Source organism: Cobetia sp. 14N.309.X.WAT.E.A4 (genome assembly GCF_030397495.1).
GTDB classification, from domain to species: domain Bacteria; phylum Pseudomonadota; class Gammaproteobacteria; order Pseudomonadales; family Halomonadaceae; genus Cobetia; species Cobetia marina.
The window spans coordinates 179979-201817 of sequence record NZ_JAPNXT010000003.1 but is presented as its reverse complement, the minus strand read 5'-3'; the positions used below and the strand labels follow the sequence as shown (position 1 = coordinate 201817).

The 21839-nt window shown below is 62.8% G+C and carries 22 protein-coding genes; 8 read left to right on the top strand and 14 right to left on the bottom strand.

The genetic code is table 11. The features are described from left to right. Positions 1-56: 56 nt before the first annotated feature. The 7 genes from OW493_RS06105 to flgL all read left to right on the top strand — a co-directional run bounded on the left by OW493_RS06105 (position 57) and on the right by flgL (position 8019). A complete protein-coding gene (locus tag OW493_RS06105) occupies positions 57-824 on the top strand; it encodes a flagellar basal body rod protein FlgF (RefSeq protein ID WP_136938391.1) in 768 nt (255 codons plus the stop codon). Between the two features lie 29 nt (positions 825-853). Continuing rightward, positions 854-1636, top strand: a complete 783-nt coding sequence (gene flgG / locus OW493_RS06100) for a flagellar basal-body rod protein FlgG (protein WP_077376232.1) — start codon at positions 854-856, stop codon at positions 1634-1636. 112 nt (positions 1637-1748) lie between these two features. Further along, complete coding sequence (locus OW493_RS06095) at positions 1749-2387, top strand: flagellar basal body L-ring protein FlgH (RefSeq protein ID WP_127736814.1); 639 nt, start codon at positions 1749-1751, stop codon at positions 2385-2387. Positions 2388-2456: 69 nt separating this feature from the next. Further along, positions 2457-3593 (top strand): flagellar basal body P-ring protein FlgI, encoded by a 1137-nt coding sequence (locus OW493_RS06090; protein ID WP_077376238.1) that lies wholly within the window; start codon positions 2457-2459, stop codon positions 3591-3593. Beyond that, the gene (gene flgJ / locus OW493_RS06085; RefSeq protein ID WP_289863599.1) at positions 3593-5002 is read left to right on the top strand and encodes a flagellar assembly peptidoglycan hydrolase FlgJ; all 1410 of its coding nucleotides are present in this window, start codon (positions 3593-3595) and stop codon (positions 5000-5002) included. Before OW493_RS06090 ends, flgJ begins: the two co-directional genes overlap by 1 nt. 109 nt (positions 5003-5111) lie before the next feature. Then, entirely contained in the window at positions 5112-6755 is a 1644-nt protein-coding gene (flgK, locus tag OW493_RS06080; RefSeq protein ID WP_289863598.1) for a flagellar hook-associated protein FlgK, read from the top strand. 10 nt (positions 6756-6765) lie between these two features. Next, positions 6766-8019 carry a flagellar hook-associated protein FlgL gene (gene flgL / locus OW493_RS06075; RefSeq protein WP_289863597.1) on the top strand — a complete coding sequence of 418 codons (1254 nt, stop codon included), beginning with the start codon at positions 6766-6768 and terminating at the stop codon, positions 8017-8019. Between the two features lies 1 nt (position 8020). On the opposite strand, the gene fliR is transcribed toward flgL, so the two are convergent. The 13 genes from fliR to fliF all read right to left on the bottom strand — a co-directional run bounded on the left by fliR (position 8021) and on the right by fliF (position 19720). After that, positions 8021-8812, bottom strand: a complete 792-nt coding sequence (gene fliR, locus OW493_RS06070) for a flagellar biosynthetic protein FliR (protein ID WP_136937775.1) — start codon at positions 8810-8812, stop codon at positions 8021-8023. A gap of 13 nt (positions 8813-8825) precedes the next feature. Next, positions 8826-9095 (bottom strand): flagellar biosynthesis protein FliQ, encoded by a 270-nt coding sequence (gene fliQ / locus OW493_RS06065; protein ID WP_077376253.1) that lies wholly within the window; start codon positions 9093-9095, stop codon positions 8826-8828. 157 nt (positions 9096-9252) lie between these two features. Next, positions 9253-9951: a flagellar type III secretion system pore protein FliP gene (gene fliP, locus OW493_RS06060; protein ID WP_279875085.1), complete on the bottom strand. Its 699-nt coding sequence runs from the start codon at positions 9949-9951 to the stop codon at positions 9253-9255. Positions 9952-10031: 80 nt separating this feature from the next. After that, complete coding sequence (fliO, locus tag OW493_RS06055) at positions 10032-10589, bottom strand: flagellar biosynthetic protein FliO (protein WP_289863596.1); 558 nt, start codon at positions 10587-10589, stop codon at positions 10032-10034. 12 nt (positions 10590-10601) lie between these two features. Beyond that, positions 10602-11093 (bottom strand): flagellar motor switch protein FliN, encoded by a 492-nt coding sequence (gene fliN, locus OW493_RS06050; RefSeq protein WP_084208643.1) that lies wholly within the window; start codon positions 11091-11093, stop codon positions 10602-10604. Next, on the bottom strand, positions 11086-12096 hold the full coding sequence (gene fliM, locus OW493_RS06045) for a flagellar motor switch protein FliM (RefSeq protein ID WP_289863595.1): 1011 nt from the start codon (positions 12094-12096) through the stop codon (positions 11086-11088). The genes fliN and fliM overlap by 8 nt, the downstream gene beginning before the upstream one ends. 6 nt (positions 12097-12102) lie before the next feature. Then, positions 12103-12591, bottom strand: coding sequence for a flagellar basal body-associated FliL family protein (locus tag OW493_RS06040; protein ID WP_289863594.1), 489 nt, complete (start codon positions 12589-12591; stop codon positions 12103-12105). A gap of 181 nt (positions 12592-12772) precedes the next feature. Continuing rightward, positions 12773-14173, bottom strand: coding sequence for a flagellar hook-length control protein FliK (locus OW493_RS06035; RefSeq protein ID WP_289863593.1), 1401 nt, complete (start codon positions 14171-14173; stop codon positions 12773-12775). Between the two features lie 58 nt (positions 14174-14231). Next, positions 14232-14681 (bottom strand): flagellar export protein FliJ, encoded by a 450-nt coding sequence (fliJ, locus tag OW493_RS06030; protein ID WP_127735356.1) that lies wholly within the window; start codon positions 14679-14681, stop codon positions 14232-14234. Positions 14682-14736: 55 nt separating this feature from the next. Then, entirely contained in the window at positions 14737-16095 is a 1359-nt protein-coding gene (fliI, locus tag OW493_RS06025) for a flagellar protein export ATPase FliI (protein ID WP_077376276.1), read from the bottom strand. Further along, positions 16092-16991 (bottom strand): FliH/SctL family protein, encoded by a 900-nt coding sequence (locus OW493_RS06020; RefSeq protein ID WP_289863592.1) that lies wholly within the window; start codon positions 16989-16991, stop codon positions 16092-16094. Before OW493_RS06020 ends, fliI begins: the two co-directional genes overlap by 4 nt. Next, positions 16984-17982: a flagellar motor switch protein FliG gene (gene fliG / locus OW493_RS06015; RefSeq protein WP_191237032.1), complete on the bottom strand. Its 999-nt coding sequence runs from the start codon at positions 17980-17982 to the stop codon at positions 16984-16986. Before fliG ends, OW493_RS06020 begins: the two co-directional genes overlap by 8 nt. Beyond that, complete coding sequence (gene fliF, locus OW493_RS06010) at positions 17975-19720, bottom strand: flagellar basal-body MS-ring/collar protein FliF (RefSeq protein ID WP_289863591.1); 1746 nt, start codon at positions 19718-19720, stop codon at positions 17975-17977. Before fliF ends, fliG begins: the two co-directional genes overlap by 8 nt. A 249-nt stretch (positions 19721-19969) precedes the next feature. Here fliF and fliE point away from each other — a divergent pair, with 249 nt between their 5' ends. Continuing rightward, positions 19970-20329 (top strand): flagellar hook-basal body complex protein FliE, encoded by a 360-nt coding sequence (gene fliE, locus OW493_RS06005; protein WP_289863590.1) that lies wholly within the window; start codon positions 19970-19972, stop codon positions 20327-20329. 205 nt (positions 20330-20534) lie between these two features. Here fliE and OW493_RS06000 read toward each other — a convergent pair whose 3' ends face one another. Then, entirely contained in the window at positions 20535-21620 is a 1086-nt protein-coding gene (locus OW493_RS06000) for a FliC/FljB family flagellin (protein WP_289863589.1), read from the bottom strand. Positions 21621-21839 lie beyond the last annotated feature (219 nt).

Below are 21839 nucleotides of genomic sequence, written 5' to 3'. Positions count from 1 at the left end.
GACCACTGTGACTGGCGGCGACTGACCGCAACGATTGATGAAAGGAGGAGTCGGTGATGGACAGGATGCTCTACACCGCCATGAGCGGTGCCCAGCGAAGTCTGGCGGCGCAGGATGTCGCCGGGCATAACCTGGCCAATGTCTCCACCACGGGCTTTCGCGAGATGCTGACCCTGTCACGCGCCGTGGATGTCCAGGGCGAGGGCCTGCCGACGCGGGTGTCCAGTCAGCTGACCACCTCTGGGGCCTCCATGGCACAGGGCACGATCCAGTCCACCGGACGTGCGCTGGATGTCGCCCTCGACGGCCCGGGGATGCTGGTCGTGCAGGGCGCGGATGGCGAGGAACGCTATACCCGCAACGGCGCCCTGCAGATCGACGCCGACGGCATGCTGACATCGGGTGGCTTGCCGGTGATGGGCGATGGCGGGCCGATCGCGCTGCCGCTCAATGCCATCGTTCACATCGCCGCGGATGGTGGCGTGAGCGCTCGTTCGGCGGCGGATGCACCGGACACCATGGTGCTGCAGGCACAGCTCAAGCTGGTCAACCCCGATAGCGTGCCCGGTGGGCTGCCGCTGGAGCGTGGGGCGGACGGCTATTTTCGCCAGCCGCTGACCGCCGAGGGGGTGCCGGCCGCGCCATTGGTGGCGGACCCCGAGGTGCGTGTCGTCTCGGGAGCGCTGGAAGGCAGCAATGTCTCGGCGACCGACGCCATGGTCGCCATGATCAACAATGCCCGCGGTTTCGAGATGCAGATGAAAGGCATCGAGACCGCAGAGCGCATGGCCGAGCGGGGCAATAGCCTGCTTGGTCTCGACTGACACCGAAGCCTGATTGCGGAGCCCATTAGATGATTCGTGCCCTATGGACGGCCAAGAGCGGCCTTGAAGCTCAGCAGATGCAGATGGACGTGACCGCCAACAATCTGGCCAACGTCTCGACCAATGGTTTCAAGCGTTCGCGCGCGGTATTTGAAGACCTGCTCTATCAGAATCTTCGCCAACCGGGCGCGGCTTCATCCGCCACCACGGAGCTGCCCTCGGGCCTGCAGGTGGGGACAGGGGTGCGAACCGTGGCCACCGAGCGCCTGCATATCCAGGGCAATCTGGAACAGACGGAAAATTCCAAGGACGTCGCCATCAACGGGCAGGGCTTCTTTGCGGTGATGCTGCCGGATGGTACCAGCGCCTATACCCGCGATGGGTCCTTCCAGCTCGACAGTACTGGCCAGCTGGTGACGGCCAGTGGCTATCCGCTGGACCCGGCGATCGTCATCCCGGCCAATGCGCTGAGCGTGGATATCGCCTCGGATGGCGTGGTCAGTGTCACCCAGCCGGGCGCGACCAACAGTACCGAAGTCGGGCAGCTGCAGCTTTCCACCTTCATCAATCCCGCTGGCCTCTTCAGTCGTGGGGAGAACCTCTATTCCGAGACGGACGCCTCTGGGCCACGCAGCGACAGCGTGCCCGGCTTCAATGGGGCTGGCACGCTCTATCAAGGCTTCGTCGAGACCTCCAACGTCAACGTGGTGGAAGAGATGGTGGGCATGATCCAGAACCAGCGTGCCTACGAGATCAACTCCAAGGCCGTGACCACCACCGATCAGATGCTCGAGCGTCTGGTCCAGATGTAAGGGTTCTGGCATGGCGCTTTCGTGTGATCTGGTGAGCAGGGTAGAGGCGTCACGGCAGGCCGTGCGGCGGGCGTCTGTGCGTGGAGCAGGAATCGTGGGCCTGCTGGGCGCGATGCTGCTGGGGGCTGGCTGCGCCTATGTCCCAAGCGAGCCGCTGGTGGACACCACGCCGCTGGAATCCACGCTGCAGCCGCGTCCCCAGCCGATGGCCAATGGCGCCATCTTCCAGCCGCTTTATGGCAATCAGCCGCTGTTCGAGGACCGACGCCCGCGTGCCATCGGCGACATCATCACCATTCTGCTGGATGAGAACGTCAGTGCCAGCAAGAGCTCGGCCAGCAACGCGAGTCGCGATGGCAGCGTCGGCTTCTCGCTGAGCGCCATTCCCGACTTCATGACCGGCTTGCTGGATGGTACCGATGCCGATATCGAGGGCGACAACGACTTCACCGGCAGCGGTGGCTCGAATGCCAACAACAGTTTCACCGGCACCATCACCGTGACGGTCAGTCAGGTGCAGCCCAACGGCAATCTCGAGGTGCGTGGCGAGAAGCGCATCGCGATCAATCAGGGCACCGAGTCGATCCGCTTTTCAGGGGTCGTGAACCCGCGCACGATTTCCTCGGCCAACACCGTGCAGTCCACCCAGGTGGCCAGCGCACGCATTGAATACGTGGGCGACGGCTATATCAATGAGGCCCAGAACATGGGCTGGATGCAGCGCTTCTTCCTGAATCTGGCACCGTTCTGATGGTGCCGCCCGGCGTGAGCCTGACAGGGTGTCCTCCCACCATGACCTTTCTTGACGAGCCGCTTTCCGATGCTTGAGCTGATACTCCCCGTGCGACTGCGCGCAGCACTCTCTGCCTGTCTGCTGCTGACCGGCCTGCTGTTCTCCCTGGAGTCGGTGCAGGCCGACCGCATCAAGGACCTCGCGCAGGTACGTGGCGTTCGCGACAACCCGTTGGTCGGCTATGGCCTGGTCGTGGGACTCGATGGCAGTGGTGACCAGACCACCCAGGCCCCCTTCACCGGGCAGAGTCTGACCAACATGCTCTCCCAGCTGGGGGTGACGGTTCCGTCGGGCACCAACATGCAGCTCAAGAACGTGGCTGCGGTGATGGTGACCGCGAGCCTGCCGGCCTTCGCCAGTTCCGGTCAGCCCATCGATGTCGTGGTGTCCTCGCTTGGCAATGCCAAGAGTCTGCGTGGCGGCACCTTGCTGCTGACGCCGCTCAAGGGGGTGGACGGCCAGGTCTACGCGCTGGCGCAGGGCAATCTGATCATCGGGGGCGCCGGGGCCCAGGCGGGTGGCTCAAGCGTGCAGGTCAATCAGCTCACGGCAGGGCGCATTCCTGGCGGGGCGACGGTGGAGCGCGGTGTGCCCACCCGACTCGGCGATGAGAATGGCGTGATTCATCTGGATCTGTTCGAGGGCGATTTCAATCATGCCCAGAACGTCGCTACTGCGATCAATCGACACTTCGGTGGCTCGCTGGCCTCGCCGTTGAGCAATCGGGACATCGTGATTCAGGCGCCACGCGATATCAGCCAGCGGGTCGGTTTCATCGCCGGGCTGGAAAATATCGAGGTGTCACTGGGCGTGCCGCGCGCACGTGTGGTGGTCAATGCCCGTACCGGCTCGGTGGTGATGAATTCCGAGGTGCGCCTGGCGCGTGCCGCCGTCACCCACGGCAACCTCTCGGTGGTGATCGATGCCAATCCGGTGATCAGTCAGCCCGCGCCGCTGTCTCAGGGACAGACGGCAGTGGTCAACGACCCCGATATCAGCGTTAACCAGCAGGGCGGTGCGCTGCGCATGGTCGAGGGGACGGCCAGCCTTTCCGAGGTGGTCGACGGTCTCAATGCCCTGGGGGCCACCCCGCAGGATCTGGTCTCGATTCTCGAGGCGCTCAAGGCAGCTGGCGCGCTGCGTGCTGATCTCGAGGTGATCTGATGGGGCTGTCCACGAGCAATGCCGGCGTGGATGCCGGGCGTCTGGCCTTCGATACCCAGGGACTTGCGAGTCTCAAGGGGGCGGCCACGAGTGGCGGAGAGCGGCAACAGCAGGCTCTTGAGGAGAGCGCCCGTCAATTTGAAGCCTTGATGCTCAACATGATGCTCAAGCAGATGCGCTCGGCGACCGAAAGCTCAGCGCTGACCGGCTCCCAGCAGCAGGAGATGATGACCGCGATGCTGGATCAGCAGCTCTCACAGCAGCTGGCCAGTGTCGGGGAGGGGGTGGGGCTTTCGCGGATCCTGATTCAGCAACTGTCCTCCCGGGCAGGCACGGCTGGCGGTGATTCCCCGCCTGAGACATCGTCCAGTGAGTCTGCCCACGCTCTTGCCTCTGATCTCGTCGCCAAGGAGGTTGGCGCTGCGCAGGGGGTGGCGGACGCGAACTGGCTGTCAGCGGTGGAAGCCGAAGGCGCAGACTCGCCTGGCGGCTTCATGGCGATGCTGGAGGTGGTATCGGCGGGTCGGGAGGTTCAGGGACTCTATGCCGAGATACCTCATGGAGCTGTCGGGGCGGGTGCTGAGCGACTTTCACAAGGCCATCAGACGGCACGCTCGGCCGCTGATGTGTCGATGCTCAACGCGCACCAGCGTCAGCAACCCGACAACGTCCAGCGGTTCGTGGCGGAGTTTGCGCCAGCGGCGCGCGCAGCCAGTCGTGAAAGCGGCTTGCCGGCTGAGTTGATCCTGGCGCAGGCCGCACTCGAGACCGGCTGGGGCGAGCGATGCATCCACACCGAGGACGGCCAGGACAGCCACAACCTGTTCGGGATCAAGGCCGGCAGTGGCTGGCAGGGGGACAGCACCACGGTACTGACCACGGAATATCGTGAGGGACGTCGGCTGCAGCTGGAAGACAGCTTCCGGGTCTATCCGGATCAGGCCAGTGCGCTGCGTGACCACGCCGCGTTGCTGAGCGGGGCCGAGCGCTATGCCCATGTCGCCCGGTCACCGGATGCGCAAAGCGCCGCGCGTGCCCTGCAGTCGGCAGGCTATGCCACCGACCCTCACTATGCCGACAAGCTGATCTCGATCATGCAACGTGTCGGCCCGCTGGATGCCAGCGGTGATCGCGAGCTTTCATCGCCTCGCCTGGCGTCACGTGACGTGCTGCCGTCTTCGGAGGTGGAGCGCTCCCTCCAGGGCACCTCAACCGCCAGCGCCTCGCAGGACACTCAAGGGCCGGGATGGCTGGCTGCCTCCGCACCGCTGTGGCAGCGCGACGCCGGTGAGGCCAGGCCCCTCTTCGCCGATGACACGGCAATGCCGGTGACAGCCTCGGCGGCAACGCCTTCGCAGAGCGGAGCGATTCCGCTTGCGATAACGACCTCTCGAGGGCTACTGGAGTAGGTCGTGACTCAAGTTCGCTCAGCACTGGCCGATAGTCAGGCATGCCCGGCACGTCGCGGCAGAGTGCCCATCTTCCCACTGTCTTCTTCATTCGCTTCAGGTAAACGTCATGGCCAGCAGCATGTTGAGTATCGGTGTCAGTGGTCTGCAGGCCGCCCAGACCGCGCTTGCCACCAACAGCAACAACATCGCCAACGTCTATACGCCGGGTTATAGCCGCGAGACGGTGGAACTGAGTGGCGGGCCGGGGGCCAGCCCGGTCTCTGGCGTCAGCGTGTCTTCCATCAGTCGCCAGACGGATGCGTATCTCTCGGCGCAGCTGGATTCGGCGCTGAGCGCCAGCGCGGCGCTGGAAACCCGTGAGGCCAATCTCAGCCAGATCGACAATCTGCTGGCGGATGAAGAGGCTGGCTTGGCGCCTCTGATGCAGCAGTTCTTCGCTGCCATCGAGGGTGTCGCCAGCCAGCCGGGCGACCCTGCCGCCCGCGAGAGCATGTTGGGCACGGCGGAGAGCCTGGCCGGGCAACTCAATGCCTTCGCGGGGTATCTCGATGAGATGGATGCCGGTGTCAATGCGCGAATCGGCGATGTGGTCGGCGATATCAACAACGCCACCACCCAGATCGCCTCGCTGAACGAGCAGATTTCCATGACGCGTGCGCGCACCGGAGAAGAGCCGCTGGGGCTGCTGGATCAGCGTGATCAGGCGGTCACCGAGTTGCAATCGCTGGTGGGTGTCGACGTGCAGGAGCAGGACGGGCGCTTGAGCATCAGCCTTGGCAACGGTCAGCTGCTGGTCAATGGCAGCGACAGCCATGATCTTGTCGCGGTGGTGGACCCACAGGATGCCAGTCGGGTGGTGGTCAATTACAGCGCGGCCCCGGGAATGCCGATGAGTCTCGAAGAGGGCCAGCTTGAGGGCGGCACGCTGGGCGGGTTGCTGGGCTTTCGTGAGGAGAGTCTGGCGCCGGCCCAGAATCAGTTGGGGCAACTGGCGGCGGGTCTGGCATTGACCTTCAATGCCCAGCATGGCGACGGGATCGATGCCAATGGTGACGCCGGCGGCGACTTCTTCACGCTCGGCACGCCGGAGGTCCTGCCCGCCAGCGGCAACACCCTCGATGCGGCGCTTGAGGTCGAGTTCGCTCCTGCGACCCTAAAGGAGGGTGAGGACTTCTACAGTGTCGCGCTGACCGGTGATGACTATCGCCTGAGCCTGGAGGGCGGGGAATACCGGCTCGAGAATCTGGGCAATGGCACAGTGGAGAGTCTGAGTCCGGACAGCGAAGGCCTGATGCAACATGAGGGTCTGATCCTCTCGGCCACCAACATGCAGGAGGGTGACAGCTTCACCATCCAGCCGACACGCCAGATTGCGGCGACGTTTGGGGTCGCGATCGATGACGGCGCTGACATCGCGGCGGGCGAGAGCAGCGGCAGCCTCGACAACCGCAATATCCTGGCATTGCAGCAGCTGCAGAGCAGCGACGCGCTGGGCAGTGCCGGCAGCTTCAATGATCAATACGCCTCGCTGGTCAGCCAGGTCGGCAATCAGACTCGGCTGGTGCAGGTCAATCTGGAGGCGCAACAGAGCCTGACCGAGCAGCTGACGGCCGCCGAGCAGTCGGTGTCAGGGGTCAACCTCGATGAGGAAGCCGCGGACCTGATTCGCTATCAGCAGTTCTACCAGGCCAACGCTCAGGTCATCCAGACCGCGGCGACGGTGCTGGATACCCTCCTGAACATCCGCTAACGAGGTCGTGATGCGCATCAGTACCCAAACCCTCTATGCCCAGGGCGTCAATTCGATGCTGGAGCAGCAGGCCGCGTTCTCGAAGGTGTCCGAGCAGCTCGCCAGCGGCAAGCGCGTGGTCAATCCCTCGGATGACCCCAGTGCCGCCAGTCAGGCAGTGACGATCTCGCAGGCACAGGCCGTCAATGAGCAGTTCAGCGACAGTCGGACCACGGCGCGCAACACCTTGTCCCTCGAGGAAAGTACGCTCAAACAGGTCACGGATACCATCACGCGTGTCCAGAGCCTGATCGTCCAGGCAGGCAATGGCACCCTCAGTGACAGCGATCGCGACGCGCTGGCCACCGAGATCGAAGGCAGCCGTGACGTGCTGCTGGGGCTGGCCAACAGCACCGATGGCAATGGCAACTATCTGTTCGGTGGCCTGCAGGGGGATACGGCGCCCTTCGCTGAGGACGGCACCTATCGCGGAGATGACCAGCAGCGCCAGCAGCGCGTCGACAGCTCGCGCCTGATGGAGGTCAATCACACCGGCAGCCAGATCTTCGCTGGCGTGGCATCCGGCAGCCAGTCGTTGGCGATCCAGACCAGCAGCCGCGAGTCGTCATTGCCGATCACCTTCAAGGGGCCGGAGCTGATCGATTCGAGCGCGCGTGTCGATGGCGCTTCCTACACCATCGACATCGATGCGACTGGCGTCACGATCACCGATGCCGACGGTGCGGATGTCACGATGCTGGATGGTGATGGCGACCCGCTGGCATCACCGGTGGCGTTCCGCGATGGCATGACGCTTGCGTTCAATGGCCTGTCGATGACGCTGTCCGGTGATGAGCAACAGGTGCTTGAGGCTCAGGCGTCCGGCAAGGCAACGCAGCTGGTGGTCGAGGAGGGAGAGGCCAGCGCCGAGGTCTTCGCCAATCTGGACAGCCTCATCACGGCACTGGCGACGCCCATCGAGACCGACGAGGATCAAGCCGCGTTCGACAATGCCATCGCGAGCGCCAGTCGCCAGTTCCGCAACAGTCTCGACAACGTGCTGACCGTACGCGCCGATGTCGGCACCAAGCTCAATGAACTGGACGCTCTCGATCTCATCGGTGATGACCGCGAAATCAATTATGCCGCCACACGCTCTGACCTGATCGACCTGGATTACAATGCCGCGATCTCTGATTATTCACTGGCTCAGGTCGGGCTGCAGGCCTCCCAGCAGGCCTTTTCCGAGATCTCCTCGATGTCGCTGTTCGATTATCTGCGCTGATTCACAGACCGCTTCCCAGCCCTGCATGCACGGCCTGCAGGGCGCTCAACGCCTGACGGAACAGCAGCGACAGCCAATCCGTCATGCCGGGCATCATCAGCCACAGCATGGCGATGCCCAGCAGCAGGGTGAGCGGAAAGCCGATGGAGAAGACGGATAGCTGCGGCGCCGAGCGGTTCAGTACGCCCATGGCCAGATTGATGGCCAGCAGCGATGCCACCAGTGGCAATGCCAGCAGCAGGCCTGCGCTGAACAGGCTGGCGCTCCAGAGCAGCAGGTTTTCCAGTCCCGGTGGCCCCAGCCGAGCGAGATCCAGCGGGATGTCATGGAAATGTCCCACCAGAATTTCCAGCACCAGCAGATGGCCGTTGAAGGCCAGAAACAGCAGCATCGCGAGCATGCCCAGCAGACGCGACAGCACCTGGGTGTTGGTGCCGGTGTCCTCCGAGAAGAAGCTGGCGAAGGCCAGCCCCATCTGCAGACCGATGAATTCCCCCGCCGCCTCGACGATGGCGAAGGTGATGCGCATCACCAGACCCAGTGCCATGCCGACCGCCATCTGCAGTGCCAGTTGCCACACGGCCACCAGCCCCAGCATGTCCGGTGCCGGTGGGCTGTCGATCAATGGCGCGATGATCACGGCCAGGCCGAACGCCATCAGCAGTCGCACCGGGGTCGGCAGACTCCGGTGCCCGAAGATCGGCGCGATCAGCATGAAGCCTGACAGGCGCGCGAAGGGCCACATGACACTGACGATCATCGCCTGGAGCTGATTCGGGTCCAACCCGTCCATGCGCGCTCCCAGCCTAGCCGATCAACTGCGGAAAGCCCGTGAAGACGCTGCGCGTGAAGTCGAGCAGCGTCTCCAGAAGCCAGGGGCCCGCCGCGACCAGCACCGCGAAGACGCCGAGAATCTTGGGGATGAAGGACAGTGTCATCTCGTTGATCTGCGTGGCGGCCTGGAACAGGCTGACCACGAGCCCGATCACCAGCGCGCTGGCCAGCAGCGGGCTTGCCACCAGTAGCGTGATGTACATGGCATGTGAGGCCAGACTGGTGATGACGTCAGGTGTCATGCGCGACTCCATGGGCGATGAGGCGGAGAAAAGACGGAGATGAGACGAAGATGAAAATGTAAAGAAGATCAGACACAGAGGGCCGGTGCTGCTGGCCAGCGGGAGGGCCGGGCCAGCCAGCTCACTCGCGACATCAGAGGAAACCTCCGTCGAGAGCTCAGTAGAAACTGTCGGCCAGTGACCCCAGCAACAGCTGCCAGCCATCGACCAGCACGAACAGCATCAGCTTGAAGGGCAGCGAGATGGTGGCAGGCGGTACCATCATCATCCCCAGCGCCATCAGGACGCTGGCCACCACCAGGTCGATGATCAGAAAGGGCACGAACAGCGTGAAGCCGATCTGGAAGGCCGTCTTCAGTTCGCTGGTCACGAAGGCCGGCAACAGGACACGCCAAGGCACCTCCTGTGGTCCCTGTATCTCATCGAGTTCTGCCAGGCGCGCGAACAGCGCGATGTCAGGCTCACGCACCTGGCCGAGCATGAACTCCCGCAGCGGCACGCCGCCGCGTTCGATGGCTTCCTGAAGGCCGATCTGCTGGCTGTCGTAAGGCTGCCAGGCCTCGTCATGGATGCGCTCGATGACGGGCGACATGATGAAGAAGGTCAGAAACAGCGCGATGCCGACCAGAATCTGATTGGGGGGAGCCGACTGGGTACCGATGGCCGTGCGCAGCAGCCCCAGCACGATGATGATGCGAGTGAAGGCGCTCATCATCAGCAGCGCCGCCGGCAGCATCGCCAGCCCGCTCAACAGGATCAATGTCTGGACATTGAGCGACCACTGCTCGCCACCGTTGGGCAATGGCTGGCTGGTCAGCCCCGTCAGGACATCGGCGTTGACTGGCAGACTGGTCATGGTCAACAGGATCGCAAGCCCCGCCTTGATGAGCGTCGCCGTCCCGCGGCCGGCTGGCCGGGGGATGTGGCATGTCGCGGTCATCGTTCGACCGCCTTGTTCGTCAGACGTGACTGCAACAGCGCCGCGAAGCCCTGCTTGCCTGCGGCATCAGACCCAGACTCGCCGCCGGACTGGCAGTCGAGGTTCTCGGGGAGTGCCTGCTCGTCGAGATCCCCCAGATGGCTGACGCCCTGCGGCCCCACCCCCAGCATCAGGCGCTGATGCCCCACCTCGACCACTACCAGACTCTGCTTGTGGCCCAGTGGCAGGCGTGCCAGGGCGCGGAGCGGTACGCGTGTGCCGTGAACACCGGCCCCGGCTCCCAGACGCTTGACCAGCCAGGCCAGCAGCAGAATCATCGCGATCACCCCTGACAGCGCAAGCCCCGTGGTGGCAAGACTCGCCGCCCCGAGCGGCGATTCCTGTGGGTCATGCCGGAAGCCGGGCTCGGTAGGGGCCAGCGTCTGCGTGGTGTGTGCAGCGGTAGTGCCACCCGCGAGGATGTCACCCGCAGGGGGGGCGTCGGTGGCGGCAGTGGTCGTCTCGGCGAGATCAGACTCCGAGAGCGCGGCGGATATGGGAGCAGTGGCAGACATGCAGAGACAGCCTCAGCGGTTGAGCTTCTGTACCCGCTCATTGGGAGTGATGATTTCCGTGATGCGGATACCGTACTTGTCCTCGACCACGACGACCTCGCCCTGGGCGATCAGATAGCCATTGATCAGGATGTCCATCGGCTCACCGGCCAGGCCATCCAGCTCGATCACCGAGCCCTGGGAAAGCTCCAGCAGCTGCTTGATGGTCAAGCGGGTGCGTCCGAGCTCCACGGTCATCTTGACCGGGATATCCATGATCATGTCCAGCTCACGCGGTCTCGTCTCACCTCCAGAGCCATCCAGCGGCTGGAAGATGTCGCTTGAGCCTGGCGCGGCGCTGGCGTTCGGCGCCTGCTCTTCCATGGCCTTGGCCCATTCCTCTCCCATCTGTTCAGTCATCGCTTCCGCCCAGGGATCATCGGGGGATTGGCCCGAGGCTGACGATCCGGCATCTCCCGGGGATTCGGGTGACGGGTGCTCTTCGGGCGAATTGGGCTCACTCATCGCCGGTGTCCTCGTATGCGGAATTGATCGGGTGATTGATGATGCGGCTCACGCGCAGGGCACGATGCCCGTTGGAGCTGCCAAAACCGGCTTCCAGGACTGGCACGCCATTGACGTAGGCATTGACGGTGCCCGGGCGTTCGATGGGCAGGACGACACCAACCGCCAGTTCCGCCAGTGCCCCGAGCGTCGTTTCCAGCGTGCAGAAATCGGCATGCAGCTCGACATCGGTGGCGCGGACTTCCTGCCGCAGTCGCTCGTTCCACTGGCTGTCGCCCTCGGCGGTCGTTTCCTGCAGCGGGCTGGATAGCAGCTCACGATGGGGTTCGATCATCGAGTAGGGCAGGCAGATCTGGAAGTCACTGCTGTGATTGCCCACCTCGAGATGGAAGCCGGTGCAGACCACGATCTCGTTGGGGGAGCTGGTGATATTGGCGAACTTGACCTGCATCTCGCTGCGCAGGTACTCAAGCTCTGCCGGAAACACTCCCGACCAGGCGTCCTGATAGGCAGTGAGGGCCAATCTCATCAGGCGCTGGATGACACGTTGTTCCGTGCGGGTGAATTCACGGCCTTCGGACTTGGTCACGAAGCGGCCATCACCACCGAACAGGCTGTCGACCACCATGAAGACGAGACTGGGCGGGAAGACCAGCATCGAGGTGCCGCGCAGGGGCTTCATGGTGAACAGGTTGATGTTGGTGGGCACCGGCACGTTGCGCGAGAACTCGTTGTAGCTGAGAAACTGCACCGGCCCTGGCGTGATGTCGGCTCCGCGCCGAATCAGATTGAACAGTCCCATGCGGAACTGGCGGCTGAAGCGTGAATTGATGATGTCCAGCGCATGCAGACGGTCCCGGATCACGCGGTGTTGGCGTGCGGGGTCAAAAGGGCGGATACGCTCCTTCTCGGGGGCCTTGGCAGCCTCCGAGCCGTGCTCTCCATTGACACCGGAGAGCAGCGCGTCGATTTCATCCTGGGATAGCAGGTCGTCTTGAGCCATGGAGGATTACTGCACGATGAAGTCGTTGTAGAGCACGCCGGTGATGGCCAGTGGCTGGCCCCCTTCGCTGTAGGGACGAGACAGCTCGTCACGCAGCGTGGTCTGGAGCGCCAGCTTGCCGGACTGGCTGGTCAGCTCTTGCGGGTTCTGGCCTGACAGCAACAGCAACATCCGGCTCTTGAGCTCAGGCAGGCGTGACTGTACCAGGCGTGAGGCGTCCTCGTCGGCCAGCTTGAAGGTCACCCCGATATAGAGCAGTCGATTACCTCGCGGGCTCTCCAGATTGACGGTGAACGGTGCCAGCGGCAGGAAGACGGGGGGCGCTTCGACCACGACGTCCGGCGTGTCGTCCGCCTCGCTCGCCTGGCGGTCACTGAAGACCGGCAAGGCGAAATAGACCACTGCCAGGGCAGCAATCACGGCCGTCACCATGCTGATCAGACCGATCATCAGCCAGGTACGGGATGGATCCTGTGAAGCGGTGGTCGATGACATCGTGATGCAAGGTCTCCGGGGTCGGTGGCTGGCGCCAGTATGCCCGACGGGCACCAGGCCGAAGGGCGGAATAAGGCCACGCTTGGGGGCTTACTTGGGTGATGGTCGTATCATCTGCGCCTCAGGTCAGGCGCGGGGGCCTCTGCTCGCACGATGTCGTCACGCAAGTTCATCCCGCAGATCATGCCTGCCACTCGCGACCAGAGGAGAGCGCGGCAAGCGTCAGGTCGGAGGATTGGCGGCTCGCAAGCGCCGGGTCTCCAAGGGAGGAGGCCTGGCGGTCGTGAGTGTCTGATGAGGGGGCTCCTCCGGTGCGTGATGCCCAAAGGGGAGCGTGCTCGCCGGACTGTCGCTCGCCATGGCCGTCATCACGCCCACCTTGCTGGCCATCGCCCCAGTGGAACTGAGCAGCGGAATCGTCCTCGCCACTGATGGTGACCTCTGACAGGGCATGACCCTGCGCATCCAGCGCCTGACGCAGGTCCGCCAGGGACGCTTCCACCGCGGCACGCACCTGCTGATGCGCGGCGACGAAGTGCGCGCTGGTCGTCTGCTCGCCAAGGCTCAGGTGAATGCTGAGCCTGCCGAGATCCGCCGGGTTGAGCGTCAGCTCCGCCTGGGGCGTTCGGCTCAGTTGCATGCGCACCACCTGGTCGCTCAGGGACTGCTGCCAGGCCTGGCTGCCGACAGTGGGGGACACGCCGTGAAGAGTGCCTTGCAGCATGCCTTGCGGTGCCATGCCGGGGGCCGCGAGAGGCATGCCAGCCAGTGAGTGACCACCGGAGGCGCTGCTGGCATCGCCCAGCATGCCGGAAAATAGCGCGACCTGATGGCTCGGCGACCCCGTCGCGACACCTCCCTCGCCGGGGAGCGCGGTGAACGGTCCCGCCTCGCCCTGAGTCAGGCTTGCGGGAGTCAGCGCAGTGAGTGCACGGCTCACGGCGTCGGTTGATATACGGGACGACAGGGGCGGCGTGTCTGTCGGGGGAGGCGTGGTGAGTGTGCCCGAGGCCTTGCCTGCCTCGCTCTTGATGTCACCGACCTTGCCGCTGCGCAGTGAGGTGAACCAGTCACTGCGCGGAAGAGACGCCTGGGCCTGCTGCCCGTTGGCGCCCGCGAGCGCATCCGGCGTGGTGGAGCCGGAGGATGATCGGGCCTGAGCCGTCATCTCCTGCAGGGCCTGCATGTGCTGTATCGCGCCATTGAGGTCCGAGGTGTCATCGGAGGGATGGCGGGGCTCGACCTCGTGACTGGCGGTGGCGCCTGCAAGATCTCGAGAGGTCTCGTCAGTCGTGGCGTCAGCGCTTGAATCAGCACTTGAGTCAGCCTTGGCGGCGCGATCATCCTCGAGTGCTCGAGCTGACTCGTCGTTCGTCGCCTGCGCTCGCTGATGGCGGGATTGCAGGCGAGCTTCCTGAGCCTGCTCCGCACTGCGCTGCTCCTCACTGCGAGCCTGCGCCAGATGCTGCTCGAAGTCCTGACCGGGGGGACTGACCCGGGCATTGCGCGGCTGGCTGTTTGAAAAGGCCATCGACGACGAGGAAGGCCCTGTCGTGGCCAGGTTGCTGGGGCTATCGGTCATGCAAGCTCTCCCTGATGCGCCGGAATACGCGCAGTGATCGTGCCGTCACTCACATGGCTCAGAGGCTGGCGTGGCGCCGCCAGGCCTGCATGGCCATCTCGTCACTGCGACGTTGCTCGCTTGCCCGAACTTCGCGACTGGTCTCCAGGGCGGCGCGTTCCGCCAAGCCCTGCCAGGCCGCGTGGGTGCGCTGCTCGCTGACCAGCCGTTGATGCCGGGCGGTCGTCTGCGACGTCTCCATCGCGACACGCTGGCGGCACTGCGCAATGGCATTGTCCAGCGAGGCGATGAAGGTCTGGAAATTCTGCCAGCTGGCCGGGTCCAGACCCTGGGCCAGGCGTTGCTGCATTTGCTGGCGATAATCGAGTCGATACTGTTCCAGCGTCGCCAGCTGGCTGGCGGCGGAGTCCTGGCGCTGACGCTGCTGATTCAGCTGGCGTGCGGCACCATCACGGCGGCGTTCGCTCAACCGGGTCAAGGTGTCAAAGCGTGAAGTGGATAGGGTCATGCGTGACGTTCCCTCGTGATGGCGAAAGGCGCAGCGCTGACGCGACACAGCCGCGTCACTGCTGGGCCAGCAGCTGTTCCAGCATGTCAGTACTATCGGCAAGGCTGGCGCGTTGTGAAGTGGCCTGTTGCAGGAAATGCCCCATGGGCTCATGCAGGCGCACCGCGTTGTCCAGGGTCTTGTCGCTGCCCGGCTGGTAGGCCCCGATGGCGATGAGGTCCTGATTGCGCTGATAACTCGAGTACAGCTGCTTGAAGCGGCGGGCTCTAGTCAGCTGGCGCTCCGGCGCCACCGCGGACATCGCGCGGCTGATGGAGGCCTCGATATCGATGGCCGGGTAATGCCCGCTCTCCGCGATGCGCCGCGACAGCACGATATGACCATCGAGAATCGCGCGGGCACTGTCCGCGATCGGGTCCTGCTGATCATCCCCTTCGGTGAGCACGGTATAGAAGGCGGTGATAGACCCGCCGCCACGCCGGCCGTTGCCCGTGCGTTCCACCAGTGCCGGCAGCTTGGCGAACACGGAAGGGGGATAGCCCTTGGTGGCCGGTGGCTCACCGATGGCCAGGGCAATCTCGCGCTGCGCCATGGCGTAACGGGTCAGCGAATCCATGATCAGCAGCACATCCCGGCCTTGATCGCGCAGGGATTCGGCGATGCGTGTCGCGTAGCTGGCCCCCTTGAGTCGATGCAGGGGGGTCATGTCAGCAGGGGTCGCGACCACCACCGCACGCTTGAGGCCTTCTTCGCCGAGCGTGTGCTCGATGAATTCCTGCACCTCGCGACCACGCTCACCGATCAGACCGACCACGATGACATCGGCATTGGTGAAGCGGGCCATCATCCCCAGCAGTACGCTCTTGCCGACCCCTGAGCCGGCAAACAGCCCCATACGCTGCCCGCGGCCAACGCTGAGCAGGGCATTGATGGCGCGAATCCCCACGTCCAGCGGCGTGTCGATGGGGGCGCGTTCGAGGGGATTGAGCGGCTGTCCCTCCAAGGGCGCATGACTGACGTCCTCCAGCGGCCCCAATCCATCCAGCGGTCGGCCGACGCCATCCACGACACGCCCCAGCAGGGCGTCGCCGACCGGATAGCGACGTTCGCCGACATTGCCATGCCCCAGGGGGATGACCTTGGCACCCGGCGCCACGCCACTGAGCGGGTCGATGGGCATCAGGTAGAGGGTCTGGTCGGCGAAGCCCACCACCTCGGCCTCTGCCGGCGACATGCCCGGCCCCAGTTCGATCAGGCAGCTGGCACCCACTGGCAGCCGCAGGCCGACGGCTTCGAGTACCAGGCCGGTGGCACGCACCAGACGCCCGGTGGTGAGCTGGGGTTCCAGCGTCTCGACGCGCTGACGGATGGCCTGCATGGCGCTGCGCCATTGCTGAGAGGCAGAATCGCTCATGAGGGCAGACGCCCGAGGGTGTCAGACGACAGCGATGACGCCGCCGGCGCTGCCTGTGATGGCGCGAAGGCGTTCTCGGGGGGCTCCTGCAGCGAAGGCTCCAGGTGCAGGATACGTGCGCCTGCCGTGGTGTCATCCGTGGGGGCCGCGCGCTGGCGCAGCTGGCGTGACAGCAGTGCCAGTCGGCTTTCCAGACTGGCATCGTGACAGCCGCTGTCCGCCTCGGCACGACAGCCACCGACGCTGAGGCTGGTATCCGGCAGGCATTGCCAGCCCAGGCGGGCAAGTTCGGCGCCCATCGCCTGCTCGACCCGCGGCAGATCCGCCGGATTCAGATAGAGGCGAGGGCGCCCGAGCAGCGGTGGATCCGCGGCCAGCAGGCTGCGGACGCTCTCGACGACATGCTCGGGGTGCGCGCGGAACGCCTCTCTGGCCAGATGCCGACCGACACTGACGGCCAGGGCCGCCAGCTCATCGCCGATCTGCTCCTCGAGGCAGGTCAATGACTGTTGCAGGTGATGGACAAGCGGCGTGACCTGAGCCAGCTGCTCGGCCAACGCCTGTCGAGCGGCCTTGTCCTGCTGTTCGGCCTGCGCCTGTGCTTGCTGGCGTGCGCGCTCCAGCCCGGCTTGATAGCCGGCCGCTTCACCGGCGGCGTAGCCTGCTTCATGGGCGGCCTGTTCGAGTTGGCGGCGCTGCGCTTCCAGCGTGGCACGTGCCCGTTGCGTCATGCGTCTGAGCAGCTCCGCATCCGGAGAAGTGCCTGCCCCCGTCTGTCTCGTGCTTGCCTGTCGCGTGCCGGTGGCGTCTGGCCGCGCTTCCAGCGCCGTGTCCAGCGACTCGAGTTCCAGCGGCTGCCAGCCGTCATCTGCGCTGCTGGTGAGGTGATCAGACATAGGCCTCGCCACTCGAATTGATCACGATCTCGCCGCTGTCCATCAGGCGGCGAACGATGTCCAGAACAGCTTTCTGCTCTGCCTCGACCTGGGTGACACGCACCGGGCCGCGCGCTTCCATGTCGTCCTTGAGCATCTCTGCGGCACGCTGCGACATGTTCTGCAGGAATTTCTGTAGCACGTCTTCCTTGGCCCCTTTCAAGGCTATTACCAAGGTGTCGTTGTCCACTTCCTTGAGCAACAGTTGAATGGCTCGATCTTCCAGGTCGGAGAGGTTCTCGAAAACGAAGATTTCATTGACGACTAACTTGGCGAGGCTTTCATCATGATGATGAATGGCTTCAAGTACCCTTTCCTCGTACTGACTGGGCATGAGATTGAGAATCTCGGCAGCAATCCGAATACCACCTGTCTTGCTGCGTTTCAGATCCTGGCCATCGAGCAGGTTGGCCAATACTTCGTTCAATTCCTGTATCGCTACTGGCTGGATGTCTGAGAGGGTAGCAATCCTCAACAGGATGTCATGACGCAAGGCCTCCTCGAATTGTTCGAGAATCTGTGAGGCCTGATGACGCTCAAGGTGAATCATGATGGTGGCAATGATCTGCGGATGTTCGTCGCCAATCATTTCGGCGGCCAGTGCTGGCTCCAACAGATTGAGCGTTTCAAGACCATTACTCTGCCCTGTGCTTGCGAAGATATCTTCGAATAGCGTGCTGGCACGATCCTGACCCAATGCCTTGATCAGTACTGAGCGGATGTGGTCTCGGGATAGCATGTTGACTGCACTGAACTGCTGACTATCAGCATGAAAATCCTCAAGTAGTTGGGACATCTGCTGATGCGACACCTGAGGCAAGTGAGTCATCGTCGTGCTCAGTTTCTGGATCTCTGAAGTCGAGAAGAACTTGAAGACCTCGGCTGCAGTATCTTGATCCAGACTCATCAGTAGCGCAGCACTGCGCTCCAGATTGCTCAGAGACTTACTCATGGTGACTCATCCAGTTCTTGAGAATCATGGCGACCAGGCGAGGGTCCTTGCGGGCCATATCCTGTGCCTTCTTCAGGTCATGATGATAAGCAGAAGCGTTTTCCGATATGTTCTGTGCACTAGGGTAAGGCGCCATGCCCGGCGGGCTCATATCACTTTTCTGAAGACTGTCGGCCATAAGCTGATCCACCATGGCTTCGTCATGTTCTGTAGTTGCCCGGGAATTGCTCTGCTGAGGTTGCAGAATCGGCCGCAGCAGCTTGCGATACAGAATCCAGGCGACGATCAGGATGATCAGGTAGCGGCCAAGTTCGATGGCCAGCGCCTGGAGTTCAGGGTTCTGCCACCATTCGGCAATGTCATCCGGCCTCACGTCGGCGCTGCCTGCCATCACGAAGGGTGCATTGATCACGCTGAGGCTGTCGCCACGCTGCTCGCTGTAGCCCATGGCCTGACGTACCAATGCCTTGATCTGCTCAAGCGCTTCGCTATCCAGCGGGCGGGAGGTGACATTGCCGTTGGCATCCGTCACGCCTCGGTGATTGACGACCACCGCCACCGACAGCTTGTCCAGTCGCCCCAGTCGCTCACGGGTATGACGCACGACCTTGTCCAGCTCGTAGTTGGTGATCGAGCTGTGCTGATAGTTACCATCCCTTTCCTCATCGGTTGCGTGGCTGGCGGCAGTGTCACCCTCATCCCCGGTGTCATCCGCGGCATTGATGGGCGAGGCGGCGGTACCCGGTGGCGTATTGGACAGTGCTCCGGGAATGCCGCCGATCATCGCCATGTCACCCGCGCCGGCATTGTTGAGCTGTGCACTGCGCACGGCGGCAGTGCCGGGGGTCTGATTGGGGCTGTAATGTTCTTCCGTCTGCTCGGAATGCGAGAAGTCCAGCTGGGCGCTGACTTCGGCACGGAAGTTGTCGCGTCCGAGAATCGGGGTCAGCAATACGTTGATGCGCGACTGGTAACGTTGCTCCAACGCCTGGGCATATTCCAGGGCGCTGCCATCGAGATTGAGCGTATCGCCGGCCGGGCGCGACAGCGGCTCGCCATTCTGGTCCACGACGGTGATGTCCTCGCTCACCAGGCCCTGCACGCTGCCTGCCACCAGATGCTGGATGGCCTGGATCTGGCGATCCTTGAGCTGTTGACCCCGATGCAGCTCGACCACCACGGAGGCTGTCGCCGGGCGTCGCTCACGCACGAAGACGGATTCCTCGGGCAGGGCGAGATGCACGCGCGCGCTGGCGACGGGTTCGAGACTTGCGATGGTGCGTGACAGCTCCCCCGACAGGGCGCGCTGATAATTGACGTGCTCGGTGAACTGGCTAATGCCGAAGGCCTGGGTGTCCATCAGCTCGAATCCGGTGCCGCCCTGGCTGGGCAGACCTTGCTGTGCCATGGACAGGCGCAGCCGATAGACCTGGTCTGCCGGCACTTCCAGGGTCGCGCCCTGATCACTGAGACGATAGGGCACGCCGGCCTGCTCGAGCTGCGTGACGATCTCGCCACCTTCATCGGCAGGCAGATCGCGGTACAGCACGCTCCACTGTGGTTGGGTACCCCATAGCAGCAGCGCGACGATGACGGCCACGCAGAACGCCGCCGCCATGATCAAGGGCAGGCGTGGCAGTGACGCCAGACGGGACTTGAGGTCATTGACGGTGTGGCTGCCGTTGCCCGCCGAGGGCTTGCTGGCCCCCTGGGGCGCTGACTGGCTGGGTGTACTCATGCAGATGTCCGGTTAGCGCAAGATGACGGCGCCGTGGTCTGGGGTCGCAGCGGTGGTGCCTGCAGGCAGGAGAGTTGTGTCACCCTCTTGTCGCAGGGTGCCCATTATCGAAGCTGTCGGGGTAACCAATCAGACGAATAGCGTGTCAAAAAGCGGGTATTAGCGACTTTCAGCTCTGCGTTTGGCTGATAGGCTGAGCTCCACTGAAAGCGGTAGACGAATGGCGCGCGTTGAGACAGGAGAGGCGGGATGGCAATCGAATCAGTTGGTGCGAGCGTGACGTCCGCGCTGTCACCCGCCATGAAGGACGGGGTGCAGCAACTTGAGCGCATGGCGGCTCAGGCCGCGGGGGGCAGCGGGCAGCCAGGCGAGATGACTGAGGCGTCGTCGGACTTTGCCGGCATGCTCAAGGATTCACTGGCGCGCGTCAGCCAGTCACAGCAGGTCGCGGCGGGGCAGGCCAAGGCCTTCGAGCTGGGCAGCCCGGATGTCAGCCTCGATCAGGTCATGGTGGCAGGCCAGAAGGCCTCACTGGAATTCGAGATGACCGTACAGGTGCGCAACAAGTTGCTCAGCGCCTACAAGGAAATCATGAACATGGCGGTATGATTCCTGTCCGCCTTCCAATGAAAAAGGGCAGACGCGATGCGTCTGCCCTTTTTTGTTTGCTGCTGTTGGATATCGCTGGCGGAGGTTGAAATGCAAGAGCGCTGTTGGCTAAAAGGATCAAAATCAACCAGTCCACTATCCTCTGCCAGCGACGGGCCTGCCACTCTTACTGAGTGACAGGTCCATGCAGCATGCGAGCCAGAGATCAGCCCAGCAGTGACAGCACGTTCTGCGGCACCTGGTTGGCCTGGGTCAGCATGGATGTCCCCGCCTGCTGCAGAATCTGTGCAGTGGTCATGCTGGAGACTTCTTCTGCGTAATCGGCATCCTGAATACGCGATTGGGCAGAGGCCAGGTTGGTTTCGATGGTCGAGAGGTTGGTGATCGTGGAATCAAATCGATTCTGCAGGGCACCGAGGGCTGAGCGCTGACTATTGATATCATTCAGGGCATCATCAATATCGCTAAGAGGTGACAAGCCATTTTTAGAAATATCATCATTTGTCATAGCGGTGCTACTTGCTTCAAGTGTAACTGTATCATAGTTGGTACCACCAGCGGAGTCGCTGTTTGTAGCTGCAGCTTCATAATATTCGCCATCAGCGGTTTTGATATAGTAGTTGTTGTCACTATCTTTAAACACGCTTGCTCCATCAAGCTCAGTGCCACCATCGTCTGTAATTGTGACTGTCGGGTCATCTGTCACAATTGTGTTATTACCATCATCGAAACCATTCCCGAATGAAGCTGCTTTAGGCAAACTGGTGACATCAAGTGTATCCAAGCCTAAGGATGACGAGTCGATTTTGTTGAGATCAATGTTGATTGTTTCACCATCATTTGCACCAACTTGAATGGAGATGGATTGGTCTTCAGATAGCACTTTGACGCCATTGAAATCCGTTTCTCTTGAAATGCGGTCGATTTCGGTAGTGCGTTGGTTGATTTCGTCCTGAATGGATTGCAAATCTTCAGAACTGTTGGTGCCATTTTGCGCCTGAACCGTCAATTCTCGGATACGCTGCACGTTATCGTTGACCTGATTCAAAGCGCCTTCAGCGGTCTGGGCGACAGAGATGCCGTCGTTGGCGTTACGCTGTGCCTGGGACAGGCCGGTGATCTGGGAGTCCATGCGGTTGGCGATGGCCTGGCCGGCGGCGTCGTCCTTGGCGCTGTTAATACGCATGCCGGAGGACAGACGTTCCATGGAGGTGTTCAGGGCGTTCTGGGACTGATTCAGGTTCTGCTGAGTCACCATGGAAAGGGTGTTGGTATTGATCACTGAAGCCATGTGTCACTTCCTGTCGTAATGGGGAGATAGATGGCGTGTCGCCAGTAACGACTCCTGTGCCGTTGCTTCAGTTATCGTCGCGGCGCGACAGAACTTTAGAAATTTTTTGCGGCCTTTTGATGTTGCTCGTTCCGGCTGAGTTCCTGGCTCTGCCCGCGAGATGCTCGCGACATTCTGTCGACCTGCTGGTGGGGGCGTGTCTCGTCTTACCTTTCTGTC

Bases quoted from the DNA above. Each gene is read 5' to 3' on its own strand.
- fliG (WP_191237032.1), bottom strand. From the start codon at position 17,982: ATGAGTAAGTCTCTGAGCAATCTGGAGCGCAGTGCTGCGCTACTGATG.
- OW493_RS06020 (WP_289863592.1), bottom strand. From the start codon at position 16,991: ATGTCTGATCACCTCACCAGCAGCGCAGATGACGGCTGGCAGCCGCTG.
- OW493_RS06035 (WP_289863593.1), bottom strand. From the start codon at position 14,173: ATGACCGATAGCCCCAGCAACCTGGCCACGACAGGGCCTTCCTCGTCG.
- OW493_RS06090 (WP_077376238.1), top strand. From the start codon at position 2,457: ATGCTTGAGCTGATACTCCCCGTGCGACTGCGCGCAGCACTCTCTGCC.
- fliM (WP_289863595.1), bottom strand. From the start codon at position 12,096: ATGGCTCAAGACGACCTGCTATCCCAGGATGAAATCGACGCGCTGCTC.
- OW493_RS06040 (WP_289863594.1), bottom strand. From the start codon at position 12,591: ATGTCATCGACCACCGCTTCACAGGATCCATCCCGTACCTGGCTGATG.
- flgJ (WP_289863599.1), top strand. From the start codon at position 3,593: ATGGGGCTGTCCACGAGCAATGCCGGCGTGGATGCCGGGCGTCTGGCC.
- OW493_RS06105 (WP_136938391.1), top strand. From the start codon at position 57: ATGGACAGGATGCTCTACACCGCCATGAGCGGTGCCCAGCGAAGTCTG.
- fliJ (WP_127735356.1), bottom strand. From the start codon at position 14,681: ATGACCCTATCCACTTCACGCTTTGACACCTTGACCCGGTTGAGCGAA.
- flgL (WP_289863597.1), top strand. From the start codon at position 6,766: ATGCGCATCAGTACCCAAACCCTCTATGCCCAGGGCGTCAATTCGATG.
- flgG (WP_077376232.1), top strand. From the start codon at position 854: ATGATTCGTGCCCTATGGACGGCCAAGAGCGGCCTTGAAGCTCAGCAG.
- fliE (WP_289863590.1), top strand. From the start codon at position 19,970: ATGGCAATCGAATCAGTTGGTGCGAGCGTGACGTCCGCGCTGTCACCC.
- flgK (WP_289863598.1), top strand. From the start codon at position 5,112: ATGGCCAGCAGCATGTTGAGTATCGGTGTCAGTGGTCTGCAGGCCGCC.
- OW493_RS06095 (WP_127736814.1), top strand. From the start codon at position 1,749: ATGCTGCTGGGGGCTGGCTGCGCCTATGTCCCAAGCGAGCCGCTGGTG.
- fliR (WP_136937775.1), bottom strand. From the start codon at position 8,812: ATGGACGGGTTGGACCCGAATCAGCTCCAGGCGATGATCGTCAGTGTC.
- fliN (WP_084208643.1), bottom strand. From the start codon at position 11,093: ATGAGTGAGCCCAATTCGCCCGAAGAGCACCCGTCACCCGAATCCCCG.
- fliP (WP_279875085.1), bottom strand. From the start codon at position 9,951: ATGACCAGTCTGCCAGTCAACGCCGATGTCCTGACGGGGCTGACCAGC.
- fliI (WP_077376276.1), bottom strand. From the start codon at position 16,095: ATGAGCGATTCTGCCTCTCAGCAATGGCGCAGCGCCATGCAGGCCATC.
- fliF (WP_289863591.1), bottom strand. From the start codon at position 19,720: ATGAGTACACCCAGCCAGTCAGCGCCCCAGGGGGCCAGCAAGCCCTCG.
- fliO (WP_289863596.1), bottom strand. From the start codon at position 10,589: ATGTCTGCCACTGCTCCCATATCCGCCGCGCTCTCGGAGTCTGATCTC.
- OW493_RS06000 (WP_289863589.1), bottom strand. From the start codon at position 21,620: ATGGCTTCAGTGATCAATACCAACACCCTTTCCATGGTGACTCAGCAG.
- fliQ (WP_077376253.1), bottom strand. From the start codon at position 9,095: ATGACACCTGACGTCATCACCAGTCTGGCCTCACATGCCATGTACATC.